Origin of the sequence: Thalassolituus sp. ST750PaO-4 (assembly GCF_020320405.1) — a bacterium.
Lineage (GTDB): Bacteria > Pseudomonadota > Gammaproteobacteria > Pseudomonadales > Oceanobacteraceae > Venatoribacter > Venatoribacter alkanivorans.
Window position 1 is genome coordinate 502,228 of record NZ_JABVCB010000007.1, and the last position, 24,290, is coordinate 526,517.

Consider the following 24,290-nt stretch of genomic DNA (forward strand, 5'->3'; position numbering starts at 1 on the left):
GTGTATGGCGGTAAAGACAGAAATAATGCTTAGCAGTTAACACTTTCATACCCTGGGCTGAGCATTTTATGGGGCTTTTACCAAGAGATTACGTTCCGGTTACGGAGTGTTAACAGAATATTGATCGCCACTTCTTTCGCACGTTTACGGTTATAAAAAGAAGTAACAGAAAAGCATCGTAAGAAATGCACGGCTACAGCGACAACAGGCAGAGAGTTTTAACCCGTGGCGTGCACAGGCCCTATAAAGGAACAGTAATGAATCAGCCAGCATCTCCCCAACCGCAAAACAATAACAGTGACGGTAATAAAAATATCCCGGCCGGAGAACCTCCGGTATCGGGCAGATTGCAGCCAGGGCAAAAGATACCCGCCTTTGAATTACCGGCGTTGGATGGCACTGTGTTCAGCAGCACGCAGTTGCTGGGAAAACCCGCCTTGCTGGTGTTCTTCCGCTTTGCTGCTTGTCCATTCTGCAATTTACGTTTACATCGCCTGTTGCAGTTGAAAGCGCAACTGCCAGAGGATTTTCAGGTGGTGGCCGTGTTTGATTCCTCGCTGGATGATCTGCGGACCTATTCAGAACGCCATGATTCAGCTTATCCGATTCTGGCGGATGCCAAAGCCCGCGTTCACCGTCGTTTCGGTGTGCAATATTCCTGGCTGGGGGTGGTTAAAGGAATGTTGTTGCGCTTGCCGACTGTGCTGTATTCCATGCTGGTAAAAGGCTACTGGCCGAGCGCTTTCAGTGGTGCATTACACACCATGCCGATGAACTTTTTTATAGATGCCAATGGCGTGATCCGGCGGGCGTATTATGGCCGCGACGAAGGTGATCATCCGCCGCTGGATGATGTCTTGGCTTTTGCCCATCAGCAGACTGAGGCGTTACAGAGCCCCGATTAATTCATTGGAGAGAACACAGTGGTCGTCTGAAATGGTTTATTAATAACCATCGGTTACTTAATATAGGGCGATCAAAATGCCCCGGGTGGGCCGGAGGAACACATGAAATACCCCATTCTGGCAGCCGGAGCGGTAACGGTTCTGATTTTACTGGTGGTGATCCCTGTGTTGCTGAGCAGCTGTGCCAGTAACCGTACGCAGAGCAGTATTCAGAGCGAACGGCTGCAACAATCACCACAATACCTGCCTGCAGAAAAGCAGTTTGTGAATCCGGTGCCGCGCCCGGCACAGGGGCTGAAAGAGGTCGCCGGAATATTCTGGGAGCTGGCGACCCGCAAACATCCGCGCTCGGTACCCTCACAGGCCATTCCGGTGCGCTCATTCAATGCCGAAGAGCTGCAACAGCTGCCTGCCGGAGAACATCGCGTATACCGCATCGGTCACTCAACCCTGCTGCTGGCACTTAATGGCGAACTCTGGCTGCTGGACCCGGTATTCTCCGAACGTGCCTCTCCGGTGCAGTGGGCAGGGCCCAAACGCTTTCATCAACCGCCTATTGGGCTGGACGAATTACCCGCACTGACCGGCATTATAATTTCCCATAACCATTACGATCATCTGGATGAAGCCAGCATCCGTGCACTGGCCGACCGGGCAGAAGGCTTTTATGTACCGCTTGGGCTTGGCCAGTATCTGCGTGACTGGGGCGTAAGCGAAGAGCGTATTCATGAACACGACTGGTGGCAGGAAACCCGGGTTGGCGACACCTTATTAGCCGCGACTCCGGCGCAGCATTTTTCCGGCCGTGGCGTGCTGGACGGTGATGAAACCCTGTGGGCATCCTGGGTGATTATCCGCGACGATAAACGTTATTTTTTCAGTGGCGACGGCGGCTATTTTGACGGCTTCAAAAGTATCGGCGAGCGCTACGGCCCGTTCGATTTAACCATGATCGAAAACGGCGCTTATAACCCGCGCTGGGCGCATGTGCATATGATGCCGGAGCAAAGTGTACAGGCGCATATCGATTTACGTGGTAAACAGATGCTGCCCATCCATAACAGCACCTTCGACCTGTCGATTCATGCCTGGTACGACCCGCTGGAACAGGTACGGCAGCAGGCCGAACAACGCAATATTGCGCTGGTTACACCGACCATTGGCGAAGGTGTGATTATCGGCAGCGAACAACGTTTCAGTTACTGGTGGCAGCCGTTAATTGAAGAGGAGATTGCAGGGCAGGGAAATAAAAATCAGGAAATGGTTGCGGAAGAGGGGGATAATAGTCGCTTGGCTCAACTGCCAATGGTTCAGAAAACGCTGGGAAAAGCGACCGAGCTTTGACTGCGATACTACCCGAAATTGCAACCGGCAGGCTGTGTCTTTATGGATAGATAGTTGCCTTATATTCTCGGCATCTCTCTATCTGTATTTTCTGTGGTAACGGCAGCATCAGGAAAAAATTGATCTGCTGTCGGTTGTTTCTATTTCCTTCTCTCTCTGAAAGGCTGTGTCATATACAGAGTTGCTGTTCTCGCATATTCTTCGTTGCTCATATTTCCTTTTATCGGCAGGGAATGTGTTGGCGTAGGTAATACATCGTTAGATGAGGAAACATATCCTCCGCCAGTCAAAGCGTTTGTTCCTATCCGTTTTTTATCCCTTACAGGTGAGGTGCATCGCCCGTTTGCTAACCGGCGGTCGCTGGGCAGACTCTTGAATACATTGCTCATATGATGGTTGACCCTGGCTTGTTCTTTGGGGCTAAGGGTTTGATACATATGTTCTACCCGTGATTTAGCCTCCTCACGTTGACTCTCCCAATGATCTTTAATCTGACTGGCCTTAATCTTTTTGGCGTCAACCGCCTGAGACGCCAGGTTTCCGGGTGCCATGCTGGCTACGGTCAGTGCTCCGAAAGTAACAGACGCTACACCTGGCGTCATATCGTTGTCGCGCAGCATATCGACGGTGGTCTTTCGCAACAGGTCGTGAGCTTGTTTCTGCTTGGTGGTTTTTACATTCGACCCAGAATGCCCGGCGCTCCCGCCACCATTAACTTGCGGCACAGACAATATCGTTTGGGCCGTATCCGTTCTCGCACCGTCACCCGCTTTCAGAATTGAATCAACATTGGATTCGTAAAATTTCTCTCCTTTTAACGGGTTTGGGGCCGTGCTGGGAAAGGCACTCAGCCCATTGCCCAGCTGAGTCCGGTTCCACAGGTGATCGGTTGTATCTGTTGTGATCCCCGACTCATGATAACCAGAGCTATATCCATGGACCGTAGGGTTTGATTCAAAACGGAATGCCCCTTTAGTGATTTTTTTCTTCTTAATCGGCAACGGTTTAAAATCAAAAAAACCTCCGCGTTTTTGTTGCACCAGGGTCAGAGTGTTGTCATCCAGTGCTCTGTATGACGGTTTTCCATGATGAACAGTTTTTTGTTTTTTAATGCCTCCTGCACCCGATGTTTTGGACAATTTATGCTTTGAAGCCACGTTCTTCTGTATGACCTGCTTTTTCTTGGCTTTCTGCTGGTTGTTTTGAGGTGGCATTCCGTTATCTCTCAGAGTTCATTACTCTCGTTCTGTAGCAATCCATGTTCCAGAAAAATATGAATAAAAACTGCCGTTGGCTGCAGAGGGTGGGGCGAAAAAGCCCCATTTGAGCAGGAAAGTGGGGTTTAAATATCAGCATGGTGCTTAATGTTAACCACGGCTACTGGCGCTCGGCTGGTCGTTGCTGAACATTGATTGATTATAAATAAGTCAGTATCTTCATCTGTCACAACATCTAATCGCAGCAGGCATCGCTAAGCGATGAATGCTCAAGTGATACAGGGAAGAAAGGCCGTCAGAGAGGCGGGCAGATGACTATGGATGACTTTTCACCTTCAGATCTGAAAACCATATTGCACTCCAAAAGAGCCAATATTTATTACCTGCAATATTGCCGGGTGTTGGTGAACGGTGGGCGTGTGGAGTACGTCACCGATCAGGGTAAGAAATCTCTCTACTGGAATATCCCGATTGCCAATACCACGACCATTCTGCTTGGCACCGGCACTTCAGTTACCCAGGCAGCGATGCGTGAGCTGGCCAAGGCGGGTGTACTGGTTGGGTTTTGTGGTGGTGGCGGTACTCCGCTGTTCAGCGCGAATGAAATGGATATCGAAGTCGCGTGGTTTTCCCCTCAGAGTGAATACCGGCCAACGGAGTATTTACAGGGCTGGGTGAGATTCTGGTTCGATGATGAGCTGCGTCTTCAGGCTGCCAAAACGATGCAACTGGCACGGCTTCGGCGGCTTAAAGAGGAATGGAGCCGGCGTTCCTTGCAGGATCAGGGCTTTAACGTTGATACCGTAAGGCTCCACCAGTTACTTGCTGGCAGTGAAGAACGAATTCCGCAGCAAGCGGATACTACCGGTTTATTGACAGAAGAAGCCCGCCTGACCAAAGCGTTGTTTAAACTGGCAGTCGATACGGTCAATTACGGTGATTTTACCCGCGCCAAACGAGGTGCGGGCACAGATCCTGCCAACCGCTTTCTTGATCACGGCAATTATCTGGCGTATGGCCTGGGCGCTACTGCCACCTGGGTTTTAGGTTTACCGCATGGTTTGGCGGTATTACATGGTAAAACCCGGCGTGGCGGTCTGGTATTTGATGCCGCTGATTTAATTAAAGATGCCTGCATTCTGCCGCAGGCGTTTTTATCGGCCATGCGTGGTGACGATGAACAGGCATTCCGTCAGAACTGCATTGAAGTATTGGCGCGCAGTGAATCTCTTGATTTTATGATTGATACCTTAAAAAGCGTTGCCATCAGCACTGCGGGTAAGGGCGTGGCATGAACGTTCTTTTCGTCTCCCAGTGCAGTAAGAATGCTTTAAAAGAAAGTCGCCGTATTCTCGACCAGTTTGCCGAGCGCAGAGGAGAGCGCACCTGGCAAACCGCGATTACGATGGATGGATTGAATACCTTACGTAAACTCTTACGCAAAACGGCGCGTAAAAATACAGCGGTTGCCTGTCACTGGATTCGCGGCAAAGACCATAGTGAGCTGATGTGGATTGTCGGCGATGCCAGCCAGTTCAATGCCAAAGGTGCAACGCCAACTAATACTACGGCGCGTAATGTACTGCGCCGTGAAGACGAAAATGACTGGTATACCCTCGATATTATTCGTGTACTGGCGCAGTTGGCGGGGCTGTTGCACGATTTGGGCAAAGCCAGTATCGCGTTTCAGGAGCGCCTGCGCGGTAAGCTGACGGAAAAGAATCTGTATCGTCACGAGTGGGTTTCACTGCGCTTGTTTCAGGCCTTTGTCGGTACTGATGATGACGAACATTGGCTGCAGCGCCTGGCCGATGAAACGGCAGATGATCACGCACTCTGGACGGCTTCTGGCCGTTACTGGCGTGATGGATTAGATGCCTCAGAAAGTAACCGGCAACCTTTTGCTTCTCTGATTAATCAGGCGCCAACGGCGGCTGCGCTTGGCTGGCTGGTTGTTACTCATCATCGTTTACCACTTAAACCAGCCAAAGATGAGTCGGGTAAGCCGATGTGGTTCGGTGCCAGAGGAGAGCGGCCAGCTCTGCATGAAATACCGGGCTTATTATCGAAAATAGCGCACGACTGGAATGAAGAAGCGCAGGATGCGGAACGAGTTCAGAAAGAAAAATACTGGAATATAAACGGCGAGTTGCCGGTTATTTCGCCAGCCTGGCGCAAGCAGGCCGCGAAACTGGCGAAGCGTTTGTTGTCACTGCAAAAAACGCATGGCGGAAACTGGCTGGATAACCCTTATGTGATGCATCTGGCGCGGCTTTGTTTGATGCTCGGTGATCACCATTATTCCAGCCTGGGCTTAGGCGCTGATGATCAACCGGTTGTGCGTCGCCAACCCTTTTTACAACCAGCGCAGACACTGGCTGCCAATACCACGCGTAAGCACAGCGGTCAGCAGGTACTCAATCAATCGTTACTGGAGCATTTGCTGGGCGTTGCACAGGGGGCTGCTTCCATTGCTCACGCCTTGCCGGGGTTTGAGCGTTACTTACCCCGTTTGGCTAATCACCGGGGCTTAAGAAAACGCAGCGGTAACCCACGTTTTTCCTGGCAGGATAAAGCCTTTGATGCTGCCACGGCTATCCGCGAAAGCGCCCGGCAGCAAGGTGCTTTTATTATCAATATGGCGTCAACCGGTTGCGGTAAAACATTAGCCAATGCCCGCATTCTTTATGCTCTTGCTGACCCGCAGCAAGGTATGCGCGCAACCTATGCGCTTGGCCTGCGGACACTTACCTTGCAGACCGGGCGCAGCTACCGCAAAGACCTGCATCTGGATGACGATGAACTCGCCATTCAGGTCGGTGGTTCAGCCAGTCGCGATTTATTTAATTATTACGAGCAGCAGGCTGAGCAGAGTGGTTCGGCTTCGGTGCAGGAATTACTCGAAGAAGACAGCCATGTACTGTACGAAGGTAATACCACCGATCATCCATTATTGGAAAAAGCCTTAGCCAATGCCGACATCCGTAAACTGTTATCGGCCCCTATGCTGGTGTGCACGGTCGATCATATGGTGCCGGCTACTGAGTCGCAGCGGGCAGGGCGGCAAATTGCTCCGATGCTGCGCCTGATGAGCAGCGACCTGACTCTGGATGAATTAGACGATTATGATCTGAACGATCTGCCCGCATTAACCCGGCTGGTGTATTGGGCCGGATTGCTGGGCAGCCGCGTTATTTTATCCTCGGCAACATTGCCGCCGGCGTTAGTCGCGGGCATGTATATGGCGTACCGTGAAGGTCGTCAGCATTATCTGCATAACCGTGGCGTTAATGGCGCTGTTGCCGGAGCTGTGGCGGATATTCCTTGTCTGTGGGTTGATGAATTTGGCGTGCAGGTTGAACAGGCTGCAGATGCCGTCGTATTTGAACAACATCACCAGCACTTCATCCGTAAACGCGTCAGTCAGCTGGCCAAAGATATCCCTTGTCGTCTGGCTGATATTATTCCCGTGAATATCACCGCCCGACAGCCTGATGCGGTGTACTCCGAACTGGCCGGAATTATTCGTGATGGCTGCCTCCGTTTACACAAAAGCCATGCTGAAACCGATCCTGTAACCGGTAAACAGGTGAGTTTTGGTATTGTGCGGATGGCCAATATCGAGCCACTTATTGAGGTGGCCAAAGCGCTATATGCCCAGGGTAGCGGTGAAAATGCACATATTCACCTCTGTGTTTATCACTCACGCTTTCCGCTGGTGCAGCGCTCGGCGATTGAAAATCTTCTGGATACCGTATTTAACCGCCGTGATGCTGGCGGACAGGCCGTTTATCAGCATCCGGGTGTGCGCGCTGCTCTGGATAATACCGCCGCGCAGCAGCAGTTATTTGTGGTGCTGGCCTCACCGGTGTGTGAAGTCGGGCGTGACTGGGACGCCGACTGGGCCATTGCCGAACCATCGTCCATGCGCTCGTTCATTCAGCTGGCCGGTCGCGTACAGCGCCACCGCCGAAAAAACCCGCAACACACCAATATGTTGCTGCTGGACGCGCCGGTTAAACACTTCACGGGTTTTCATGGTGACGCAGCGGTTTACCAGCGACCGGGTTTTGAAAAAGGCGATGCCGGTAGTCGGTTCTGTCTGAACAGCCATTGGCTGCACGACCTGCTGAGCACGGATGAGTACCGGCACTTAAACGCCGTTCCGCGCATTTTTCCGCGACAGTCCGAAGAGCAACAACCGCAGAGTAGCTTCACCGATCTGGAGCAGGCACGTATGACGGCCACTATGTACCCGCGGCCACAACCGGCTAACGTTTCACGGCGCAATACTCAGGTTCAGTGGTTGGAGCAAGATGAAGCGGCACCGGGCTGGACGCATTCGCGCAACCTGCTGACCGGCGTATTAGCACAATATCAGCCGTTCCGTGATTCCGCCGGCAGCAAAACCCGGACGTTAGTTTTCCTCCCCGATGATGACGAAGAACAATTGCTGCTGCATCGTGTTGAGAATGACCGGTCGGCGCGGGGGAGCAACCTGTACATAGCGGTAGACAGCAGTCAGCGTCACAAGCTGTTGTTAGAACCGGCCCCCGGCATCAGCGCCTGGGCTGATTTCGATTTAATGACCTTAGTGCGTGAACAGGCGGAAGCGCTGGATATATCGCTAGAGCGTTGTGCAGAAAAAATGACAACGGTCGAAGTGTTGGAAAATGATCCCGGGTGGTACTGGCACTCTTGGTTGGGATTTTGGAAAAAGAGATAAGCAGTAAACTTTGACATTATTCAGCAGGAAATTGGAGAGATAAAAGGACATACAATATGGAAATATCGACGGACAGAACACAGACCTTTCGCCAGGCTATTACCGCGTTTATTGAAGAGCGACGGGATGCCAAACTGAAGGGCAACAATACTGATATTGAGACGGCTGCTAAATATGAATACACGACTTGGCTGGCCGATGCCGCCCGCCGTGTTAATCAGATTCAGGCGGTTACCCACGTACTCAAAGCCACACACCCGGACGCCAGAGGCAGCAGCCTGCACCTAGCTCCCAATAATCTTCCTCAGCATCGTGAAATCGGCAGCCACCTGCTGGGTGATACTTTTGCTGAAGATATTGTTGGCAATGCCGCCGCGCTGGATGTTTTTAAATTTCTGAAAACCGAAGTGGAAGGAAAGCGGCTGTTTGACTGGATGCAGGAAGCTGACGCCGATTTGCAGGCGGCATTATCAGCCGATGCAGGAACCGCTCAGGAATGGATGCAGGCCTTCTCATCATTAATCCGCGCAGAAAGCCAGCCCGTATCACACGTGGCGGCCAAACAGCTGTATTGGCTGGTGGGCGAAGAGCCGACCGATAATGCCGAATACCAACTGTTACAGCCATTATTTTCCAGTGCTCTGGCGCATAAAGTACATGCCGATATTCAGGCGGCACGCTTTGGTGAGGAAAACAAACTGGCCCGCCAGGCACGTCGGGAAAACAGCGCTTACGACGGGAGTTATCACGATTATCGTGGTCTGGTTGTGCGCAAGCTGGGTGGCACCAAACCGCAGAATATTTCGCAGCTGAACAGCGAACGGGGTGGGGTTAATTACCTGTTAGCGTCTTTGCCACCATACTGGAATACTTCAGACCGGATTAAGGTGCTTAACGTTGACTCTGTCTTTCATTCTTTTTATTTCTTTGATGACGTAGCAGATTTGCTGAAAGCGCTGAGCAGTCTGTTGCTGTCTGATCCGGATGCCGTTAAAGCAACCCGTGAAAAGCGCGAGGCTCTGGAGCAGGCTCTTGGCCAGCAACTGGCGTTATATGGAGAGAGCATCCGCTTGGCTCAGGAGCCGGGCTGGAGTCGTCATAACGATTGCAGATTACCTCAATGTCAGCGGCTTTGGCTTGACCCTGAACGCATTGAATTACCACCGCGCGAAGAGCATCAGGCCGAAGACGAACAATTTAATGCTGCTTACCAGTGGGGCGACTGGCCGGATGAAATAACCGGCTATTTTGCCAACTGGTTAAACGCACAGCTGCATAAGTCCGGATTAAAAACGGTTGGTGATGTGGAGTACAAACACTGGGCTAAGCAGGCGATTGTTGATGCTCATTGGCCGGTTCCACAGCAGCGTCGTGTGCCAGGAGGTGTAGCATGAATTTGCCAGACATCAGCCATTTCCTGGTGATTCCCCGTTTGCGGGTACAAAACGCTAATGCAGTTTCCAGCCCTTTAACCCATGGCTTTCCGTCAATGACTGCCTTTCTGGGCCTGATGTGGGCGCTTGAACGTCAACTGAAGCAAGCCGGAGTGGAATTACCGCTGAACGCGGTCGGTGTGGTTTGTCATGATCATCAGGAACAGGTGAATGACGGTGGTTTTGTAAAATCCTTTTGTCTGACCCGTAATCCCGTGGATAAAAGCGGAAAAACCGCCGCCATTGTTGAAGAAGGCCGGATTCATCTGGACATCAGTCTGGTGTTTGGCGTGAATATCGGCACCGGTGAATGGCAGGATGAATACCCGGCTCAGGTTGCAGACATTCTGAACCGGATGCGTATCGCCGGGGGCACTGTTCACCCACCGGCCAAACCCTGGCTGCAACGCTACAAGCCTTATGCTGTTTCCTGTGGTGAGCCGGCCCAAATGGCCGCTTTAACGCGCAAATTACTTCCTGGTTTTACGCTGGTGGCACGCGATGATCTGCTCGATCAGCGCTTAACCGAGCTTAACGCTACGCAGCCCGATGCTACCCGGCTGGATGCCTGGCTGTCGCTTTCCCGCGTGAACTGGCATTACCAGGCAGCAGCAGAACAGAGCAAAGGCGAATGGCAGAACGACCGCACCGGGCAGGGCTGGATTGTGCCAATTTCGGTTGGTTATGGTGCTCTCAGCGAGGTATATCCGGCAGGAACGGTAGCCAATACCCGTGATCCGCATACGCCATTTCGCTTTGTTGAAAGCCTTTATTCCATCGGACAATGGATTGCACCTCACCGGCTGACGTCGGTCGAACAGCTGCTCTGGTACGCCGACAGCCAATCCGAAAACGGTTTATACCGTTGCCGCAATAATTTCATTAAAACCCAGAACGATTAAGTGACGAAACAAGGAAAAATATCATGGCTAATGAACTGAAAACCGCTTCTGTACTGGCATTTGAACGCAAACTGGATGTGTCGGATGCGTTGTTATTTTCCGGCAAATGGGATAACCGTTCCGACAGTGATTGGCTGCCTGTTGCTATCCGTGAAAAATCGGTACGGGGTACGATTTCTAATCGCTTAAAAACGAAAGATCAGGATCCGGCCAAGCTGGATGCTGCTATTGAAAATCCTAACCTGCAAACCGTCGATGTAGCCGCATTACCGGCCGATGCCGACACCCTCAAAGTCCAGTTTACACTGCGCGTACTCAGTGGTGTGGGCGAACCGTCTGCCTGTAATGAATCGGCCTACCGCGAAAAATTATTGGCCACCGTTGCCGGTTATATTCAGAGCGCGGGCCTGGGTGAACTGGCCCAGCGTTACGCAGCCAACCTGGCCAACGGTCGCTTTTTATGGCGTAACCGCATTGGTGCAGAACAGGTTGAAGTAACCGTTGCCCGCCTGCAGGGTGGCCGTGCCGTGTCTGAGTGGAGCTTTGCTGCATTAACGCATTCTATGATGGCGCTGAAAGCTCCGGCCGAAGAAACCGACAAATTGTCAGAACTTGCAACACTAATGGAAGCCGGGTTAGCGGGTAAAGAGCATGTGTTACTGCAAATTACCGCCTTTGTACGACTTGGCGAAGGTCAGGAAGTGTTTCCATCGCAGGAATTAATTCTGGATAAAGGCAGCAGTAAAAAAAGCAAAACGCTTTATCAGGTTGCCAATGTTGCAGCCATTCACTCACAAAAAATTGGCAACGCACTGCGTACCATCGACACCTGGTATCCCGATGCGGCAGAAAACGGCCCGATTGCCGTAGAGCCCTATGGTTCTGTTACTACTCAGGGTAAGGCTTATCGCCAGCCAAAAGAAAAAATGGACTTTTATAACCTGCTCGATGGCTGGGTACTGAAAGACAAAGTACCGGAGCAGGAGCAGCAACATTTCGTAATCGCGACATTAATCCGTGGCGGTGTATTTGGTGATGCAGGGTGAGGCTATGACAACACATTACCTTGAGGTAAGCGTGCGGCCAGATCCGGAGACTAGTAACGCTCAGTTACTGGGAATGCTGTACGGGCGCCTGCACCTGGCTTTAGTGCAACAAAAACGCAGCGATATTGGAGTGAGTTTTCCGCAATACAGCCGGAATCCGCGCAGCATTGGCAATGTATTACGGCTGCACAGCAGCGAAAGCAGCCTGCATAGCCTGATGCAGGACGACTGGCTGAAAGGGATGCGCGACCATGTACGCATGACCGCGATTCTCCCGGCACCAGACGATGCTGCTTACTGTGTATTCCGGCGTAAACAATTCAAAACCAGCGCCGAACGACTGCGCCGGCGGCGTATGAAGCGCAAAGGAGAAACGTCGGATCAGGCGGCCGAGGCCATTCCTGTCACCATAGAGCGTAAGCCCGATTTACCCTATGTGCATTTACGCAGCCACAGCACGGCTCAGCCGTTCTGTCTGTTTATTGCACGCGGGCCGCGACAGGAAAAACCCGGGCAGGGGGATTTTAACCGTTACGGGTTAAGCCAGCATGCAACGGTACCGTGGTTCTGACCCTTTTTCTTTGGGTTTTTAATTGGCTTTAAAAATCAAAGGGTTAACCCGTATCCCCAAAAAAAGGGGGATGCGGGCTTTCTCTGTAAAGTTCTTTAACAATCAGGGTGTTAGAAAGAATAAGCTCTAGTTCGCTGCCGCATAGGCAGCTCAGAAAATCGGCAAGACTGCGCCGCTGAGCGCGATTCAAGTTCGCTGCCGCACAGGCAGCTCAGAAAATTCTTCAGCATGAGATTTCAGAAAAACTTACGTTCGCTGCCGCACAGGCAGCTCAGAAATTCATTTTCCCGCGCAGGTGCTGCAGGTCTCCCGTTCGCTGCCGCACAGGCAGCTCAGAAAACGCATTGCGATATACACAACCGCAACAGCAGGTTCGCTGCCGCACAGGCAGCTCAGAAACAGCGGGCTGCTGCTTGCCATGCTTTCCAAATGTTCGCTGCCGCACAGGCAGCTCAGAAACATCACAGTACATGCCGGGATCAGATCCGGCCGTTCGCTGCCGCACAGGCAGCTCAGAAAGATCTGGCCCTGCAAGCAATACACATTCACGAGTTCGCTGCCGCACAGGCAGCTCAGAAAGTATTGCAAAAGCCCATTTGACTTGACTCTCAGTTCGCTGCCGCACAGGCAGCTCAGAAATTGAGCAGTTTGAATCTATTGTCGATTTAACCGTTCGCTGCCGCACAGGCAGCTCAGAAACGGCAGCGGGAATTTCTGGCGCAGTTCGGCGAGTTCGCTGCCGCACAGGCAGCTCAGAAATGATCGATCCGGGCGAAACATCGGTAACTGTTGTTCGCTGCCGCACAGGCAGCTCAGAAATGTCCTTCCTTGGGGTAGCCGAGTGGCTATAGGTTCGCTGCCGCACAGGCAGCTCAGAAAAGCTGGGATAAGCGTGTGTGTGCCGGGTCAATGTTCGCTGCCGCACAGGCAGCTCAGAAATATCTTGAAGCTGGGCAGATCGCACAATCCATGTTCGCTGCCGCACAGGCAGCTCAGAAATGATAAACCAGATAGGGCAGAACGCAGTCTGAGTTCGCTGCCGCACAGGCAGCTCAGAAACCATCTGGCAGAAACTGATGGAAGACGTGAGCGTTCGCTGCCGCACAGGCAGCTCAGAAAATCAAGGGGGGATTGCTCTGCTATTAGGTCATGTTCGCTGCCGCACAGGCAGCTCAGAAAGCTACCAATGCCAGAAAGCTCCATAATTTTACGTTCGCTGCCGCACAGGCAGCTCAGAAAGATACGAGGGCATTGATGTCCGGCCGGTAGTTGTTCGCTGCCGCACAGGCAGCTCAGAAATGCAGAAAAATTTGAGCCGCATTAATGCATTTGTTCGCTGCCGCATAGGCAGCTCAGAAAATCCAGCCCTAAAGATCCCATAATGACAGATGGTTCGCTGCCGCATAGGCAGCTCAGAAACCCAGAAAACGAAAAAAGCTAGTAGATACTTAGTTCGCTGCCGCATAGGCAGCTCAGAAACATCATCAGGATCACTTCGCAGATTGCGCGGAGTTCGCTGCCGCACAGGCAGCTCAGAAAATCAGTGGGTCGATGTCTTCAAGCACCATAGAGTTCGCTGCCGCACAGGCAGCTCAGAAAAGCGGCTGAGTGATGCGGGTGATGTATTCCCTGTTCGCTGCCGCACAGGCAGCTCAGAAACTTGCAGATCGCAACCGGGTCAACGTCCCATAGTTCGCTGCCGCACAGGCAGCTCAGAAAACCGTCGATTAATTCTTGTCCACTAATGGATAGTTCGCTGCCGCACAGGCAGCTCAGAAATGATGTTCGTAAATGGCATCGGCGGTGGGGATGTTCGCTGCCGCACAGGCAGCTCAGAAAAATCGGAACGGTAAAAAGCATTAAACGACAGGGTTCGCTGCCGCACAGGCAGCTCAGAAAGTTACCCTGCAACAAGCTCAGGGCGGACGGTGGAAAACTCAGGGATGTTTGTTCTGAACCCCAGAACGAAAAAGCCCGCGAAGTAGTTGCATACTTCGCGGGCTTTAGAATTCGTGGTAGCTATGACTGGACTTGAACCAGTGACCCCAGCATTATGAAAAAACTATGCGGAGTTAGTATTTTTCCTAACTCATTGATTTTAAAGAGTGTTCTTTCTTCTCTGTTTGACTGAAAAGCACATAAAAACACGGAAAAGCATAGTAAAACACGGTTTACGGCTACATTTTTTATTGGTCGTTGTAGTAAATTTCCCCATCTGGAAATACGATTACCGTAGATGGATACCAGCCTCTTGTGTTTCTTTTATTTGTAGCCTTTACTCTGTCTTGTATTATCTCGTAAGTGCCTGATTTGTTTGGGATGAAGTATGTGAATACAGTTGTTCCACCTTCTGTTTTTGTATTGCATCTTATTTTTCTGTTCAGCGTGAATTTGTTGAATCTTTTTTCTTCTTTTGACTCCAGCACTAGGAAAGTTATCCATTTTCCCGTTTGGGTATGAATCTTGCCGCATTCGGCTACTTCATTTGATCTATTTCTAAATTCGATTCCACTATTTGCAAAGGTGGCTTTGGATATTATTATCAATAGTGCGATGGCAATTGCTTTTTGCATAATAACTCCTTGTAGTGGTTATAGTTTCCATCTGTCTGCCAAACGCTTTGCCAGTATCAAACCAGCGGGACTATCCGTTAGCTCGCTGACTCCGTTTTGTCATAGGGCTGATTTGACCCATTTCTGGTTGTTCATGTCCTGTGGCCAGCCACATTGTATATTCCGGATACAGTCTACAGATTGCCTCTATTTCAGTTGCTCTCATCTCAGAACTTTCCATTTTTACATTCGTCCATCTTTTTCTATTTATCCCTGTTTTTTCTTCTAGCCAGGGCATTTTCAAATTTTCGATTTGAACTATTAGTTTGAATCTATCTACGGGCCTATTCATATAGAAAAAACCAATTATCTTATATTTAGATAATCCTCTAAAGTTTTCTTATATTTAGATAATTACCTTTTATTAAGTCTTTCAGGGCTGCACATTGTTCCTCCCTGACTAAGCAGCTGACTTTATCACAACGTGTCGCACTGTGCCGCAATGAGTAGAAAGACTCAGGTCAGTGAACGAAGGAAAAGAACATGGCTACTAATACCTCTCAAAATCACGGTTACAGCGTTCTCTCATACGCCGTGAGTCAATCTCGTCATCAGCCTGTGGTTGTGACCATATCCGTTCCCTCTCGTCGTACTCGTCTTTCCTGCGCGATTGCCAAGGCTAACTCTCAGAAGGGGCGTCGTCATGACTAAACACGATGTTGAAACTCTTCTAGAAGGTTTAATTAGTCTTTCTCTTGATTCGCCTTTGCCTGAGCATCGTTTCACTGAGCAACAAATTGAACTTGTCAGGAATTATAAAAAGCGTCTTTTAGAGCTTTTGCCTATTTTGCAGCCTTTCGAGGATTAATTATGGAATCCCCTTTGAAACTCGTTGCTATTCCTCCCGTGATGTCTCAGGAGCAATTCGCCATTCACTTGGGTGTGAGTCAGGACACTGTTCGCGGTTGGATTCAGGCAGACACAATTCCAAAGGTAAAAATCGGAAAGCAAAACTTTGTCAATGTTCAGCTTCTTCAATCTGAACTTAGCAAGGGCAAGGATATTTTTTCACGTGGGGATTATGAGCAATGAATAAAAAAGCAATTGTTCCTCCGCCTATGCCAGTTCAAGAAGAACTATTAGTTATTCCGGGTTCTGTTGCTCTTCTTGAATTTCAGGCTTCTTTTGTTAACGAGTATTGTCATTTGCCTGAGGTTAGTTTGCGTTATCTCATTTATCTGATTCTTTCTGATGCAGATAAAGAAGAAATCAAACGTTTTTGCTTACAAGTCAGGATTGATCTTAATCAGGAACGTTTGGATCGTTGCGGGATTCCGCAAGAAACATTGCCCTTTTGGGCGGATAATTAAAGCCGAAAAAAAAGGTGAGACTATGAAACAAGAAATGATTGTAACTGTTTATGGCGCGCAGATGATTAATGTTGAAGGTGTGCGTCACGATAAAATTTGGGTTGGTCAGCAGGTATCTGATCCTAAGGCTCAGAATGCTAAAGGCATTGATATGATGGCGATTAAATGCGATCCGGCAGTGTATGAGGCCATGTCTAATGACGGCTTTCCTATGCAAGCTAAGATTGAGTGCGAAATTCGTCGTGGTTCTAAAAACTCAATGACCCAGTATTGCACATCGCTTCGTCCTTATGCTCAGGAACCTGCATCAGCCAAGAGGGCGGGTAATTAATGACTCATGGATGCGATCAGCTTCTATGACATGTTTTTCTACTTCTCGTTATTCGTTGCGGCGGTGATGGGATTTAGTAAAGGGGGCCAGCGGTGACAGAAGCTGAAGTTACTTCATATTTCTCATATCTGTTTGGCTCCTACGTTATGGGTTGGGGCGCTGGGTACCTGATCCATGTTTTTAAAACTCTCTCGGAGAAAATCTGATGAAAAATGAAGTAATTGCTCGTCGTAGCCTTCTGGCTGCTGCTGTGGGTGCTGGTTCTGTCTTCGCTGGCTCTGTTCATGCTGCTCTGCCTGAAGCGGCTACAACTGCGCTGGCGTCTGTTGGTACTGGTATTGCTGATACTGAGGCAGCTGTGTGGCCGTATATCGGTATGGCTATTGTTGCCGGTATCACCATCAAATTGGTCAAGCGTTTCTCTGCCAAGATTTAAAGCTTTACCTCTCCACTCTGGCCGGTTCGCCGGCCTTTTTTATGAATTCTTATAGTGAGCCGCTGAAATGAAATACCTGTTTTTATTGCTCGCTTTATTCTCTGCTGAGGCTTTTTCTGGGCTGTCAGTTCAATGTCCTTATGGTTATAGAGGGGCTTATCCTCGTTATTTCAATATGACACAGGAAAATTGCGCTATTTCTCTTTCAAGTAGGGTGAATCCTGCTGAGTGTCGTGAGTCGGGCGATCTAGGTAATGCGGGGACTTGGATTCTTTTTGAAGTATTACCTGAAGACTGCGCTTCAACTCCATCTGATGATTCTAGTGAAGATGGATGTTATGCTGATGAATTGAATAATCCGGCTGGCACTTGTTCCGGTGAAGAGAATAAGCAATGTACTTCATCAAACGGCACAGTTTACTCCATCGAAAAATCAAAAAGTTGTTCTGATTATTGTCCCGGTTCTGGTTCAAATATTGATGGAAAAATAGGTCCGGGAACTATTCATAAATGTGACGGCCCTTATGGTGATGGTACTGGAATTCCCTTATCTGGTTCTGGTGACCCTGCAACTTGTCCTGCTCCTTCCACTTATGACCCTGTTTCTGATTCCTGTGTTGATCCTACAGATCCGGGCACAGATCCGGGCACAGATCCGGGTACAGATCCGGGTACAGATCCCGGCACAGATCCCGGCACAGATCCGGGTACAGATCCCGGCACAGATCCGGGTACTGGTGGCGGTGATGATTTAAATCAGCGCCTTCAGGATGAGCAGGAATGTGGCATTGGTCAGAAAATGCAGAATGGCTCTTGTCGTCCTATTCCTGATAATTGCGGCTATATCAATGGTACTTATGCTTGTGCTCAGCCGGAACCGCCTTCTGGCTGTGGAACCATTGCCGGGCCTGACGGTGTTCCTATTTCAGGGTGTTTTGAAGAAAAGCCCGGTTGTGGTTACTTCGGCGATACTTACGGCTGCTTCGATGCTGACGATTCTACAAATTGTCAGGGCGGTATGCTTATTAATGGTATTTGTAATAAAGATGGGCAGCAGCCTATTTCTTGTCCTGTCGGCTTCAAGTATTCAGAGGGCAATGGCTGCGTAAACTCTGTTACCTCTTGTCCTATTGGTACTTCAAAAAGCTCTCTTACTAATACCTGTGAGCCTGATGACTGTCTTCCCGGTAAATATTCTATTGGTGGCGTTTGTTTAGATATTCCTCCTACTCCTGAGAATCCTAATCCCGGTACAGATCCCGGAACTGACCCTGGTACAGATCCGACAAATCCAGATCCTGATAAAGTTGATTTGTCCTCTGTTAATTCTCGCTTAGATAAAATGATCTCTGCTCAGAAAACGGCTGATGCTAATAACTCAAGCGCTCTTAATCGTGTTGGTTCAAAGATTGATACTTTGAATACTACTTCCACGGGTATTTTAGCTGAGGGTAAGAAGACCAATTCAGAGCTCAAGGATTTGAATAAAACAGCCTCTGATATTCTGTCGGAGATAAAAAATAAGAATGATTCATTCGATGATCTTTTGTCTGAAACAGATGAAACCTCAGCTGATTTTGTTGATAACGAAAAAGCTGATTCTGATTTAGAGGGCTATGACGCTGCTGTTCAGGATTCGTTGAATCAGGAATCGCCTATGCAGGAGCCGTCTGTCGTTGCTGAGTCTGTAAAGCAGGTTCTCCCTTCTTACCATGCTTGCCAGCAGTTCATTATCCAGTTCAGCTCTTTTCCTATGGCTGTTCCTTGTGACCGTTTTGAGGAATGGAAACAGATTCTTGCTTGGGTTCTTTATATGTGGACTGTTTTTTATCTCTTCGATCTTGTTCTTCGTCCTGTTGATAGTAAGGTCTGATTATGCCTTTACCTGTTATTGCTGGTTTACCTTGGCTTGCTGCAGTTATTGGTGCTGCATTCGGTGCCATATTTTCTTGGCTTGTAAAGTTCTTTACTAAGAGGGTGGCGGTAACGCTCGCTATTGTTGCTCTTGTTGTTTCTGCAACGGCTGCTTTCGTTGCCCTGATAACTGGCCTTGTATCCTCTCTTGAATATGTCTTGCCTCCTTGGTTTTCTCTCGCCGTTCAGTTAGTTGTTCCAGAAAACACTACGGCCTGCTTTTCCGTGATTATTACCGCTCGTCTTGCTCGCTGGGCGTATGAGTGGAACGTTCGAATCATTCAGTACAAGTTGTTCTGATATGGCTTTCTATTTCGTAACCGGCAAGTTAGGGAACGGCAAAACTTTGGTTTCTGTTTCCCGTATCAAAGTAAAGCTTCTGGCTGGTTGTCCGGTCGCCACAAATATTGACCTGAACCTACAGGCCATGTTTGGAAAAATGGCAAGGGATATTCGTCTGGTTCGCGTTCCTGATAAACCAACGGTTTCTGATCTGAATGTGATTGGCCGTGGTAACGATAGTTATGACGAAAGCAAAAATGGCCTCCTCGTATTGGATGAGTGCGGAACATGGTTTAACGCCAGAAACTGGCAGGATAAAAGCAGGGCGGATGTAAATAACTGGTTCCTGCATGCCCGGAAACTAGGCTGGGATGTAATCCTGATTGTTCAGGATATATCAATCGTTGATAACCAAGCCCGTGAGGCTCTTAGCGAATTCACCGCATTCTGTAAGCGTTTGGATAATCTTCGGGTTCCACTGATTGGCGGTTTGTTTAAAGCTGTCACTGGCTACAACCTTCGATTGCCTAAAGTTCACGCTGCCCGGGTTGTCTATGGTGCTTCTCCAGCTGATCCACTCTCAGATCGTTGGGTTTATCGTGGTACAGAGCTGTTCAGTGCATACGATACAAAACAAATCTTTTTAACGGACTACCCACACGGGCCTCACTCCGTTTTACCTCCGTATTACAAAAATCGCCGTACATACACAAAGCGCGGGGTTTCGTTCTATATGCGTCTCACAAAAATCTATCTCAGAAAATTCAGAGCCCCTCTGACTGCATCCGTCGGTGTTGTTATGGGACTGGCTGCTGCCTATGTAATGACGGTTTATCTGAATAATCAGTTTTACCGTGAATATCAGCAGCTAATCGAAGCAATGCAAAAGCTCGAAACATATCAGAAGGGTGAGCCTGAGCCAGCTGAGCCAGTAACGGCAGAAGAAGCCTTTGCTCTTATCGACGGTATGCGAATCGTTGGTTATGCCAATTATTCAAGCCATGTTGTTTATGACCTGGCACAGCGTGAAAAGAATAAGTCTGTGACGGATAAATCCGAAGAGTCAGAAAGGCCTCGTGTCGTTACTACTGATGATCTTTCCTCTGTTTATGCAATAGAGCCCAACGGGCCCTGTCATGTCCGCCTGATCGCTGCAGGAGCGCATAAAGATGTCTATTGCCTGTGAGGTATTGAACACATTGATTGACCCTAGGCTAGCGCCGTCTGAGCGCCTGCCGGGGGGATGGGGGCGGCAGCGCCCCATGATTAACAACGGCTCCGCCGTTTCGGTCGCCTGCTGCTGGTCTGCTCCTGCGCGCAGCGCTTGGGGCAGCGCAGCGGCGGCCGTCCGTTACGTCCTTGTAACACGTACTAATAAACACACTTCAGAACGCACATAAACGCACAATAAAGCACATTTACTAAGGAACAGTTATGGAACTATCACCATTCAAGGCTAAAACCTTTCAGCGCTTTGGTGAGCATTTTGTGACAGAGCATAAGACTGTCGATCTCTCATCTATGTACTTCTTACATACCGGTGTCGATACGCTGAAACAGTTGTTCAATTGCAATCTCCGGTCATCAGTATTGCAGCAGATAGAACATCACTATGATGTCTTCAATACAGACCTGATCAACATTGACGGCTATGACTTTCTGCTTTCAAAAGGTTCAAAGAAAGGGGGCTATCAATACACTCTCAAGAATTTAGAAGCTGGCTTTGTTGTGCTGTTGAAGAGTTTCTATGTTGAAGCTGATCAGAATGGCTCTCACCTGAAGATTGAAGTCACTCCGCAGAAGATTTATCAGTCAGACCCTGGTGAACTCACAGAAGAAATCAGAGCGCTTGCTTATGTGTTCGCTACTAATGTCAAAGACAAGGGCGTGGCCGCTCATCTGTGTACTGACATTCTCGGTTACGATCTACCTCCTGATTTCGAACATCGCTTACAGACGTCTGCTCGCCGTCAGTTCCGGGTCAATGGCATGTCTCACGCTGAATTTAACCTGAATGAGATAGCTGTTATTCATGGCCAGACTCAGACCTATACATTCGGCCAGTCAAGTGCCATTCAGATGTGCTTGTATAACAAAACTGATGAGGCTTGTAAGAACGACAAGCTTCACTTCTGGGAATCTGTTTGGGGTAAGGTCGTTAAAGGTACTGATAACAATCAGGATTTCATGACTCCTGCATATTCTGCCGGTGATGTTGTTCATCGTCTTGAATTTCGCTTTCATCATTCGGTTATTGAGGACTTTGAGCGATTTGTCCAGCATGATTCCCCGTCATCTGAAATTAAGAATTATGAGCAGCTTCACCAGCATCTATCCGGCTTGTGGAAGTATGCCTTGAATAATTTCCGTCTGATGGATGATAAAGGCTATGTTGATCCTGTCTGGCAATCTCTGAGTGAAGACATCGTTTTCTTTAATATCAATGCTCCATTTCTCTATAAGCGTGCCTATAAAAAGCCAAGTTCTGATGTGAATCATCGGCATGTTGCTCATACCTTGGGAAACTACATAAAGATTCAGTCTCGCAAGAATTTCAGGCCTGAGTATGTCACCAAAAAGATTCTTGAAATGGGTATGGAATCGGATTTGTGTAGTTATTTTAGATTGCTTGAATTTGGCGAAATGGATGAGTTACCGGCAGTTTTAAATGCTTTTGTTAGTGACAGGATGCTTCAGCATAGGCTGAATGGGGTGGGCGTGTGACTGTAAGGCAGCATCGTACTAGCTGGATGGTTGACGTTGCTGTTAAGGGCGAACGTATACGGGAGTATGGCTTTAAAAATAGGGCTCTTGCTAAGGCTCGTGAGAACGAATTAAAGCAATCTGGTGGTGCTGTTCCTAAGCATCAGACGCTTGTTGAGTTTGTAGATCGCTGGTATGAGCTGCATGGGAGAACGCTTAGGGACGAATATCGATATCCTCGGACAAAGAAGATAGCTGAACGTATCGGCGGTTATGTTAAGGACTTTACAGTTTCTAAGTTTTCACGCTATCGGTTTGAACGTCTGAATGAAGTTTCTGTTAGCACAGTGAATCATGAGACTCGTTATTTCAGGGCTTTATTTTCTGAAATGATTCGGCTCGGTCATTACTTTTCAGAAAGTCCAATGGCAAAAATAAAAACCTTTAAAGAAAATCAAAGGGAATTAGAATTTTTAGACGATGACCAGATCAGTAATTTATTGAATTGCCTGGCACAGTCGAAAAATAAATTTGTGCTCATCGTTGCAAAAATTTGTCTCTCTACTGGGGCGCGTTGGGGTGAGGCTGAATCTCTTCGTGTATCTGATCTGATTGTGAATGATTCGGTTTGTATGCTCAGGTTTGCTGAAACTAAGAATGGTCAGGTCAGGTATGTCCAGATCAGCAGATCATTGGCCTCTGAGGTCTTAGAGGTTGGCAATACAGCGGGGTTGCTTTTCTCATCTGCTAAGTATGCTTTCCGGTCAACGGTTAAGCGCTTTCGTATAGAGCTACCTGAGCAGCAGGCGACTCACATTCTACGGCACACGTTTGCGAGTCACTTCATGATGAATGGTGGTGATATTTTGACACTGCAAAAGATATTGGGTCATTCTGATATTAAGCTGACCATGCGCTACGCTCATTTATCGCCTGATCATCTGGCTGCAGTCTTAGATTTGAATCCATTGGAACGGCTACACAACGGCTATCTAACGGCTACAAAATAAAAAAGGCCAGCAAGCGCTAACCTGCTGACCCTTATAATTCGTGGTAGCTATGACTGGACTTGAACCAGTGACCCCAGCATTATGAAGCCGGTGATATTTTTGTTATTATGACTGGCGTAATTGGTCAAAGGGATCTGTCCATGCTTCGCAAGCTATTGATTTTTAAAGTTTTAATCCTTTCCTTAGCCTGGTCTTTTACTGTTCAAGCTGCCGGTGGGGAGATTGAGTTTAAAAACCATTCCGGTCACCTGCTCACTTGCAAAAGGCATATGTATGGGAAGTACATTTCCTTTTTTATGCTGCAGCCTGGTGAGTCAAAGATTTATTCTGATCTTGAATTAAATAAGCACATTAGGTGCTTTTATGAGATTGATTCTAATCGTAAGAGTACGACGGTCATTACTTATTTTTATTTGAATGCTTATGGCACTTACGATTTTTACATGACCAATATTAAGTGTGATAAGTGCCGTACGGGTTGGCGCTGGTCGACTCTTGTTGTTCCTCCCTCCGGTCATCCTATCTATAACCGTCTGAAGTGAATTGAGCTGCTACCACTTCCACCTGTCAGCAGCTCTTTTTGCAATTAGCCAGCCTTGGGGGTTGGCTTTAAGGTTCTTTGTGCCTTCTTGGTCATAGGACTGATCTGTCCTGCCTCCGGTATTTCTTCACCTGTAGTGAGCCAGTATGCGTATTCCTTGAATACCCTTCCCAGTGCCACTAATTCCTCAGCTCTCATTTCTGCCGCTTTGTATTTCACGTTAGACCAGCGTTTGGCTGGTATTCCTGAAACGCTTTCTAGCCATGGCAGTTTCACATCCTCTGCATCTATCAATAAGAGGAATCTATCTACCGCTTTTTCCATATAAATAAATACAATAACCTAAATACTAGGTTTCAATTGCTAGTATTTAGGAAATCTCCTAAAGTTCATTTGTCAGGGTGTTGCAGCACCCGCCTTTAATACTCGTAACCGCTCAACCTACTGGAAAGCGCTGATTTAATAAAGCGTCCGGGGCTGGGTAAGGGGGATCAGAATGGCTCAATTCGTCTCTGCTGAGTTTCAGCGCCTTCAGTCTCTGTACGCTAATGCTGAGCTGGCTCATGCCATTGCGCTTCATGATCTTGGTAAGGCCAGTAGTCGGTTTCTCTCTGAGCGTATCCGCGCTGTTTCAAATATTCAGCATGACAAGCCCGCGTTTTCTCATCGTTTCACCGGGCAGAAGGGGTATCGCCATGATTAAGCCTTCGTCCCCGATTCCGCTTCAAGCTGAACTGATTCCCGTGGATGAGTCCGCGCTGCTGGCCGAATTTCGCGCCACGTTCCACAACGAACAAGCGCACATGCCGGAAGTCAGCCTGCGCTATCTGCTGTGGCTGATCCTCTCTGAGCAGCCTTATGGCGATGTTAAACGCTTCGCTAACCAAGTTCGTATTGATCTGAATGAACAGCGCCTGGCATCTGCTGTGCGCGCTGGTTTGATTCCAACCCGTTTTTGTAATGTCGGCGGTCATGCTCTTGCCGTCGGCTGAAAAGTGAAGAGAGCT

24 protein-coding genes and 1 CRISPR repeat array are annotated in these 24,290 nt (G+C 48.8%); of the genes, 21 read left to right on the top strand and 3 right to left on the bottom strand.

Annotated elements, in window-relative coordinates:
• Nucleotides 1-257: 257 nt before the first annotated feature.
• Together HUF18_RS08075 and HUF18_RS08080 are read left to right on the top strand one after the other, a co-directional pair.
• A complete protein-coding gene (locus HUF18_RS08075; protein WP_225691792.1) occupies nucleotides 258-905 on the top strand; it encodes a peroxiredoxin-like family protein in 648 nt (215 codons plus the stop codon).
• 102 nt (nucleotides 906-1,007) lie between these two features.
• Complete coding sequence (locus HUF18_RS08080; RefSeq protein WP_225691793.1) at nucleotides 1,008-2,249, top strand: MBL fold metallo-hydrolase; 1,242 nt, start codon at nucleotides 1,008-1,010, stop codon at nucleotides 2,247-2,249.
• Between the two features lie 140 nt (nucleotides 2,250-2,389).
• Here HUF18_RS08080 and HUF18_RS08085 read toward each other — a convergent pair whose 3' ends face one another.
• Nucleotides 2,390-3,463, bottom strand: coding sequence for a hypothetical protein (locus tag HUF18_RS08085; RefSeq protein ID WP_225691794.1), 1,074 nt, complete (start codon nucleotides 3,461-3,463; stop codon nucleotides 2,390-2,392).
• 320 nt (nucleotides 3,464-3,783) lie between these two features.
• Here HUF18_RS08085 and cas1f point away from each other — a divergent pair, with 320 nt between their 5' ends.
• The 6 genes from cas1f to cas6f are packed head-to-tail and all read left to right on the top strand — an operon-like array spanning nucleotide 3,784 to nucleotide 12,144.
• Nucleotides 3,784-4,761, top strand: coding sequence for a type I-F CRISPR-associated endonuclease Cas1f (cas1f, locus tag HUF18_RS08090; RefSeq protein ID WP_225692018.1), 978 nt, complete (start codon nucleotides 3,784-3,786; stop codon nucleotides 4,759-4,761).
• Nucleotides 4,758-8,192: a type I-F CRISPR-associated helicase Cas3f gene (gene cas3f, locus HUF18_RS08095; RefSeq protein ID WP_225691795.1), complete on the top strand. Its 3,435-nt coding sequence runs from the start codon at nucleotides 4,758-4,760 to the stop codon at nucleotides 8,190-8,192. The genes cas1f and cas3f overlap by 4 nt, the downstream gene beginning before the upstream one ends.
• 56 nt (nucleotides 8,193-8,248) lie before the next feature.
• The gene (gene csy1 / locus HUF18_RS08100; protein ID WP_225691796.1) at nucleotides 8,249-9,586 is read left to right on the top strand and encodes a type I-F CRISPR-associated protein Csy1; all 1,338 of its coding nucleotides are present in this window, start codon (nucleotides 8,249-8,251) and stop codon (nucleotides 9,584-9,586) included.
• Entirely contained in the window at nucleotides 9,583-10,527 is a 945-nt protein-coding gene (gene csy2 / locus HUF18_RS08105) for a type I-F CRISPR-associated protein Csy2 (RefSeq protein WP_225691797.1), read from the top strand. Before csy1 ends, csy2 begins: the two co-directional genes overlap by 4 nt.
• A gap of 23 nt (nucleotides 10,528-10,550) precedes the next feature.
• On the top strand, nucleotides 10,551-11,573 hold the full coding sequence (gene csy3, locus HUF18_RS08110; RefSeq protein ID WP_145470977.1) for a type I-F CRISPR-associated protein Csy3: 1,023 nt from the start codon (nucleotides 10,551-10,553) through the stop codon (nucleotides 11,571-11,573).
• Nucleotides 11,574-11,577: 4 nt separating this feature from the next.
• Entirely contained in the window at nucleotides 11,578-12,144 is a 567-nt protein-coding gene (cas6f, locus tag HUF18_RS08115) for a type I-F CRISPR-associated endoribonuclease Cas6/Csy4 (protein ID WP_225691798.1), read from the top strand.
• 129 nt (nucleotides 12,145-12,273) lie between these two features.
• Nucleotides 12,274-14,043: direct repeats of the CRISPR family, unit length 28 nt; unit sequence GTTCGCTGCCGCACAGGCAGCTCAGAAA.
• A 287-nt stretch (nucleotides 14,044-14,330) separates the two neighbouring features.
• Here the strand turns inward: cas6f and HUF18_RS08120 are convergent.
• Nucleotides 14,331-14,717 (bottom strand): hypothetical protein, encoded by a 387-nt coding sequence (locus HUF18_RS08120; protein WP_225691799.1) that lies wholly within the window; start codon nucleotides 14,715-14,717, stop codon nucleotides 14,331-14,333.
• A 682-nt stretch (nucleotides 14,718-15,399) separates the two neighbouring features.
• On the opposite strand from HUF18_RS08120, the gene HUF18_RS08125 reads away from it, so the two are divergent.
• From HUF18_RS08125 to HUF18_RS08175, 11 genes are all read left to right on the top strand, one after another.
• Nucleotides 15,400-15,564 carry a hypothetical protein gene (locus tag HUF18_RS08125; protein ID WP_225691800.1) on the top strand — a complete coding sequence of 55 codons (165 nt, stop codon included), beginning with the start codon at nucleotides 15,400-15,402 and terminating at the stop codon, nucleotides 15,562-15,564.
• A 2-nt stretch (nucleotides 15,565-15,566) separates the two neighbouring features.
• The gene (locus tag HUF18_RS08130) at nucleotides 15,567-15,788 is read left to right on the top strand and encodes a helix-turn-helix domain-containing protein (protein WP_225691801.1); all 222 of its coding nucleotides are present in this window, start codon (nucleotides 15,567-15,569) and stop codon (nucleotides 15,786-15,788) included.
• Nucleotides 15,785-16,066: a hypothetical protein gene (locus tag HUF18_RS08135; protein WP_225691802.1), complete on the top strand. Its 282-nt coding sequence runs from the start codon at nucleotides 15,785-15,787 to the stop codon at nucleotides 16,064-16,066. Before HUF18_RS08130 ends, HUF18_RS08135 begins: the two co-directional genes overlap by 4 nt.
• A gap of 22 nt (nucleotides 16,067-16,088) precedes the next feature.
• Nucleotides 16,089-16,397 (top strand): hypothetical protein, encoded by a 309-nt coding sequence (locus tag HUF18_RS08140; protein WP_225691803.1) that lies wholly within the window; start codon nucleotides 16,089-16,091, stop codon nucleotides 16,395-16,397.
• 205 nt (nucleotides 16,398-16,602) lie between these two features.
• On the top strand, nucleotides 16,603-16,833 hold the full coding sequence (locus HUF18_RS08145) for a major coat protein (RefSeq protein WP_225691804.1): 231 nt from the start codon (nucleotides 16,603-16,605) through the stop codon (nucleotides 16,831-16,833).
• A 67-nt stretch (nucleotides 16,834-16,900) separates the two neighbouring features.
• A complete protein-coding gene (locus HUF18_RS08150; RefSeq protein WP_225691805.1) occupies nucleotides 16,901-18,706 on the top strand; it encodes a hypothetical protein in 1,806 nt (601 codons plus the stop codon).
• A 2-nt stretch (nucleotides 18,707-18,708) separates the two neighbouring features.
• Nucleotides 18,709-19,047, top strand: coding sequence for a DUF5455 family protein (locus HUF18_RS08155; protein ID WP_225691806.1), 339 nt, complete (start codon nucleotides 18,709-18,711; stop codon nucleotides 19,045-19,047).
• A 1-nt stretch (nucleotide 19,048) separates the two neighbouring features.
• Nucleotides 19,049-20,215, top strand: coding sequence for a zonular occludens toxin domain-containing protein (locus HUF18_RS08160; RefSeq protein WP_225691807.1), 1,167 nt, complete (start codon nucleotides 19,049-19,051; stop codon nucleotides 20,213-20,215).
• 248 nt (nucleotides 20,216-20,463) lie between these two features.
• Entirely contained in the window at nucleotides 20,464-21,753 is a 1,290-nt protein-coding gene (locus tag HUF18_RS08165; RefSeq protein ID WP_225691808.1) for a hypothetical protein, read from the top strand.
• A 26-nt stretch (nucleotides 21,754-21,779) separates the two neighbouring features.
• The gene (locus tag HUF18_RS08170; RefSeq protein WP_225691809.1) at nucleotides 21,780-22,742 is read left to right on the top strand and encodes a phage integrase; all 963 of its coding nucleotides are present in this window, start codon (nucleotides 21,780-21,782) and stop codon (nucleotides 22,740-22,742) included.
• Between the two features lie 107 nt (nucleotides 22,743-22,849).
• Complete coding sequence (locus HUF18_RS08175; RefSeq protein ID WP_225691810.1) at nucleotides 22,850-23,284, top strand: hypothetical protein; 435 nt, start codon at nucleotides 22,850-22,852, stop codon at nucleotides 23,282-23,284.
• Between the two features lie 44 nt (nucleotides 23,285-23,328).
• Here the strand turns inward: HUF18_RS08175 and HUF18_RS08180 are convergent, their stop codons facing one another.
• Nucleotides 23,329-23,607, bottom strand: coding sequence for a hypothetical protein (locus tag HUF18_RS08180; RefSeq protein WP_225691811.1), 279 nt, complete (start codon nucleotides 23,605-23,607; stop codon nucleotides 23,329-23,331).
• Between the two features lie 172 nt (nucleotides 23,608-23,779).
• Here HUF18_RS08180 and HUF18_RS08185 point away from each other — a divergent pair, with 172 nt between their 5' ends.
• On the top strand, nucleotides 23,780-23,986 hold the full coding sequence (locus HUF18_RS08185) for a hypothetical protein (protein WP_225691812.1): 207 nt from the start codon (nucleotides 23,780-23,782) through the stop codon (nucleotides 23,984-23,986).
• Nucleotides 23,979-24,275 (top strand): hypothetical protein, encoded by a 297-nt coding sequence (locus HUF18_RS08190; RefSeq protein ID WP_225691813.1) that lies wholly within the window; start codon nucleotides 23,979-23,981, stop codon nucleotides 24,273-24,275. Before HUF18_RS08185 ends, HUF18_RS08190 begins: the two co-directional genes overlap by 8 nt.
• Nucleotides 24,276-24,290 lie beyond the last annotated feature (15 nt).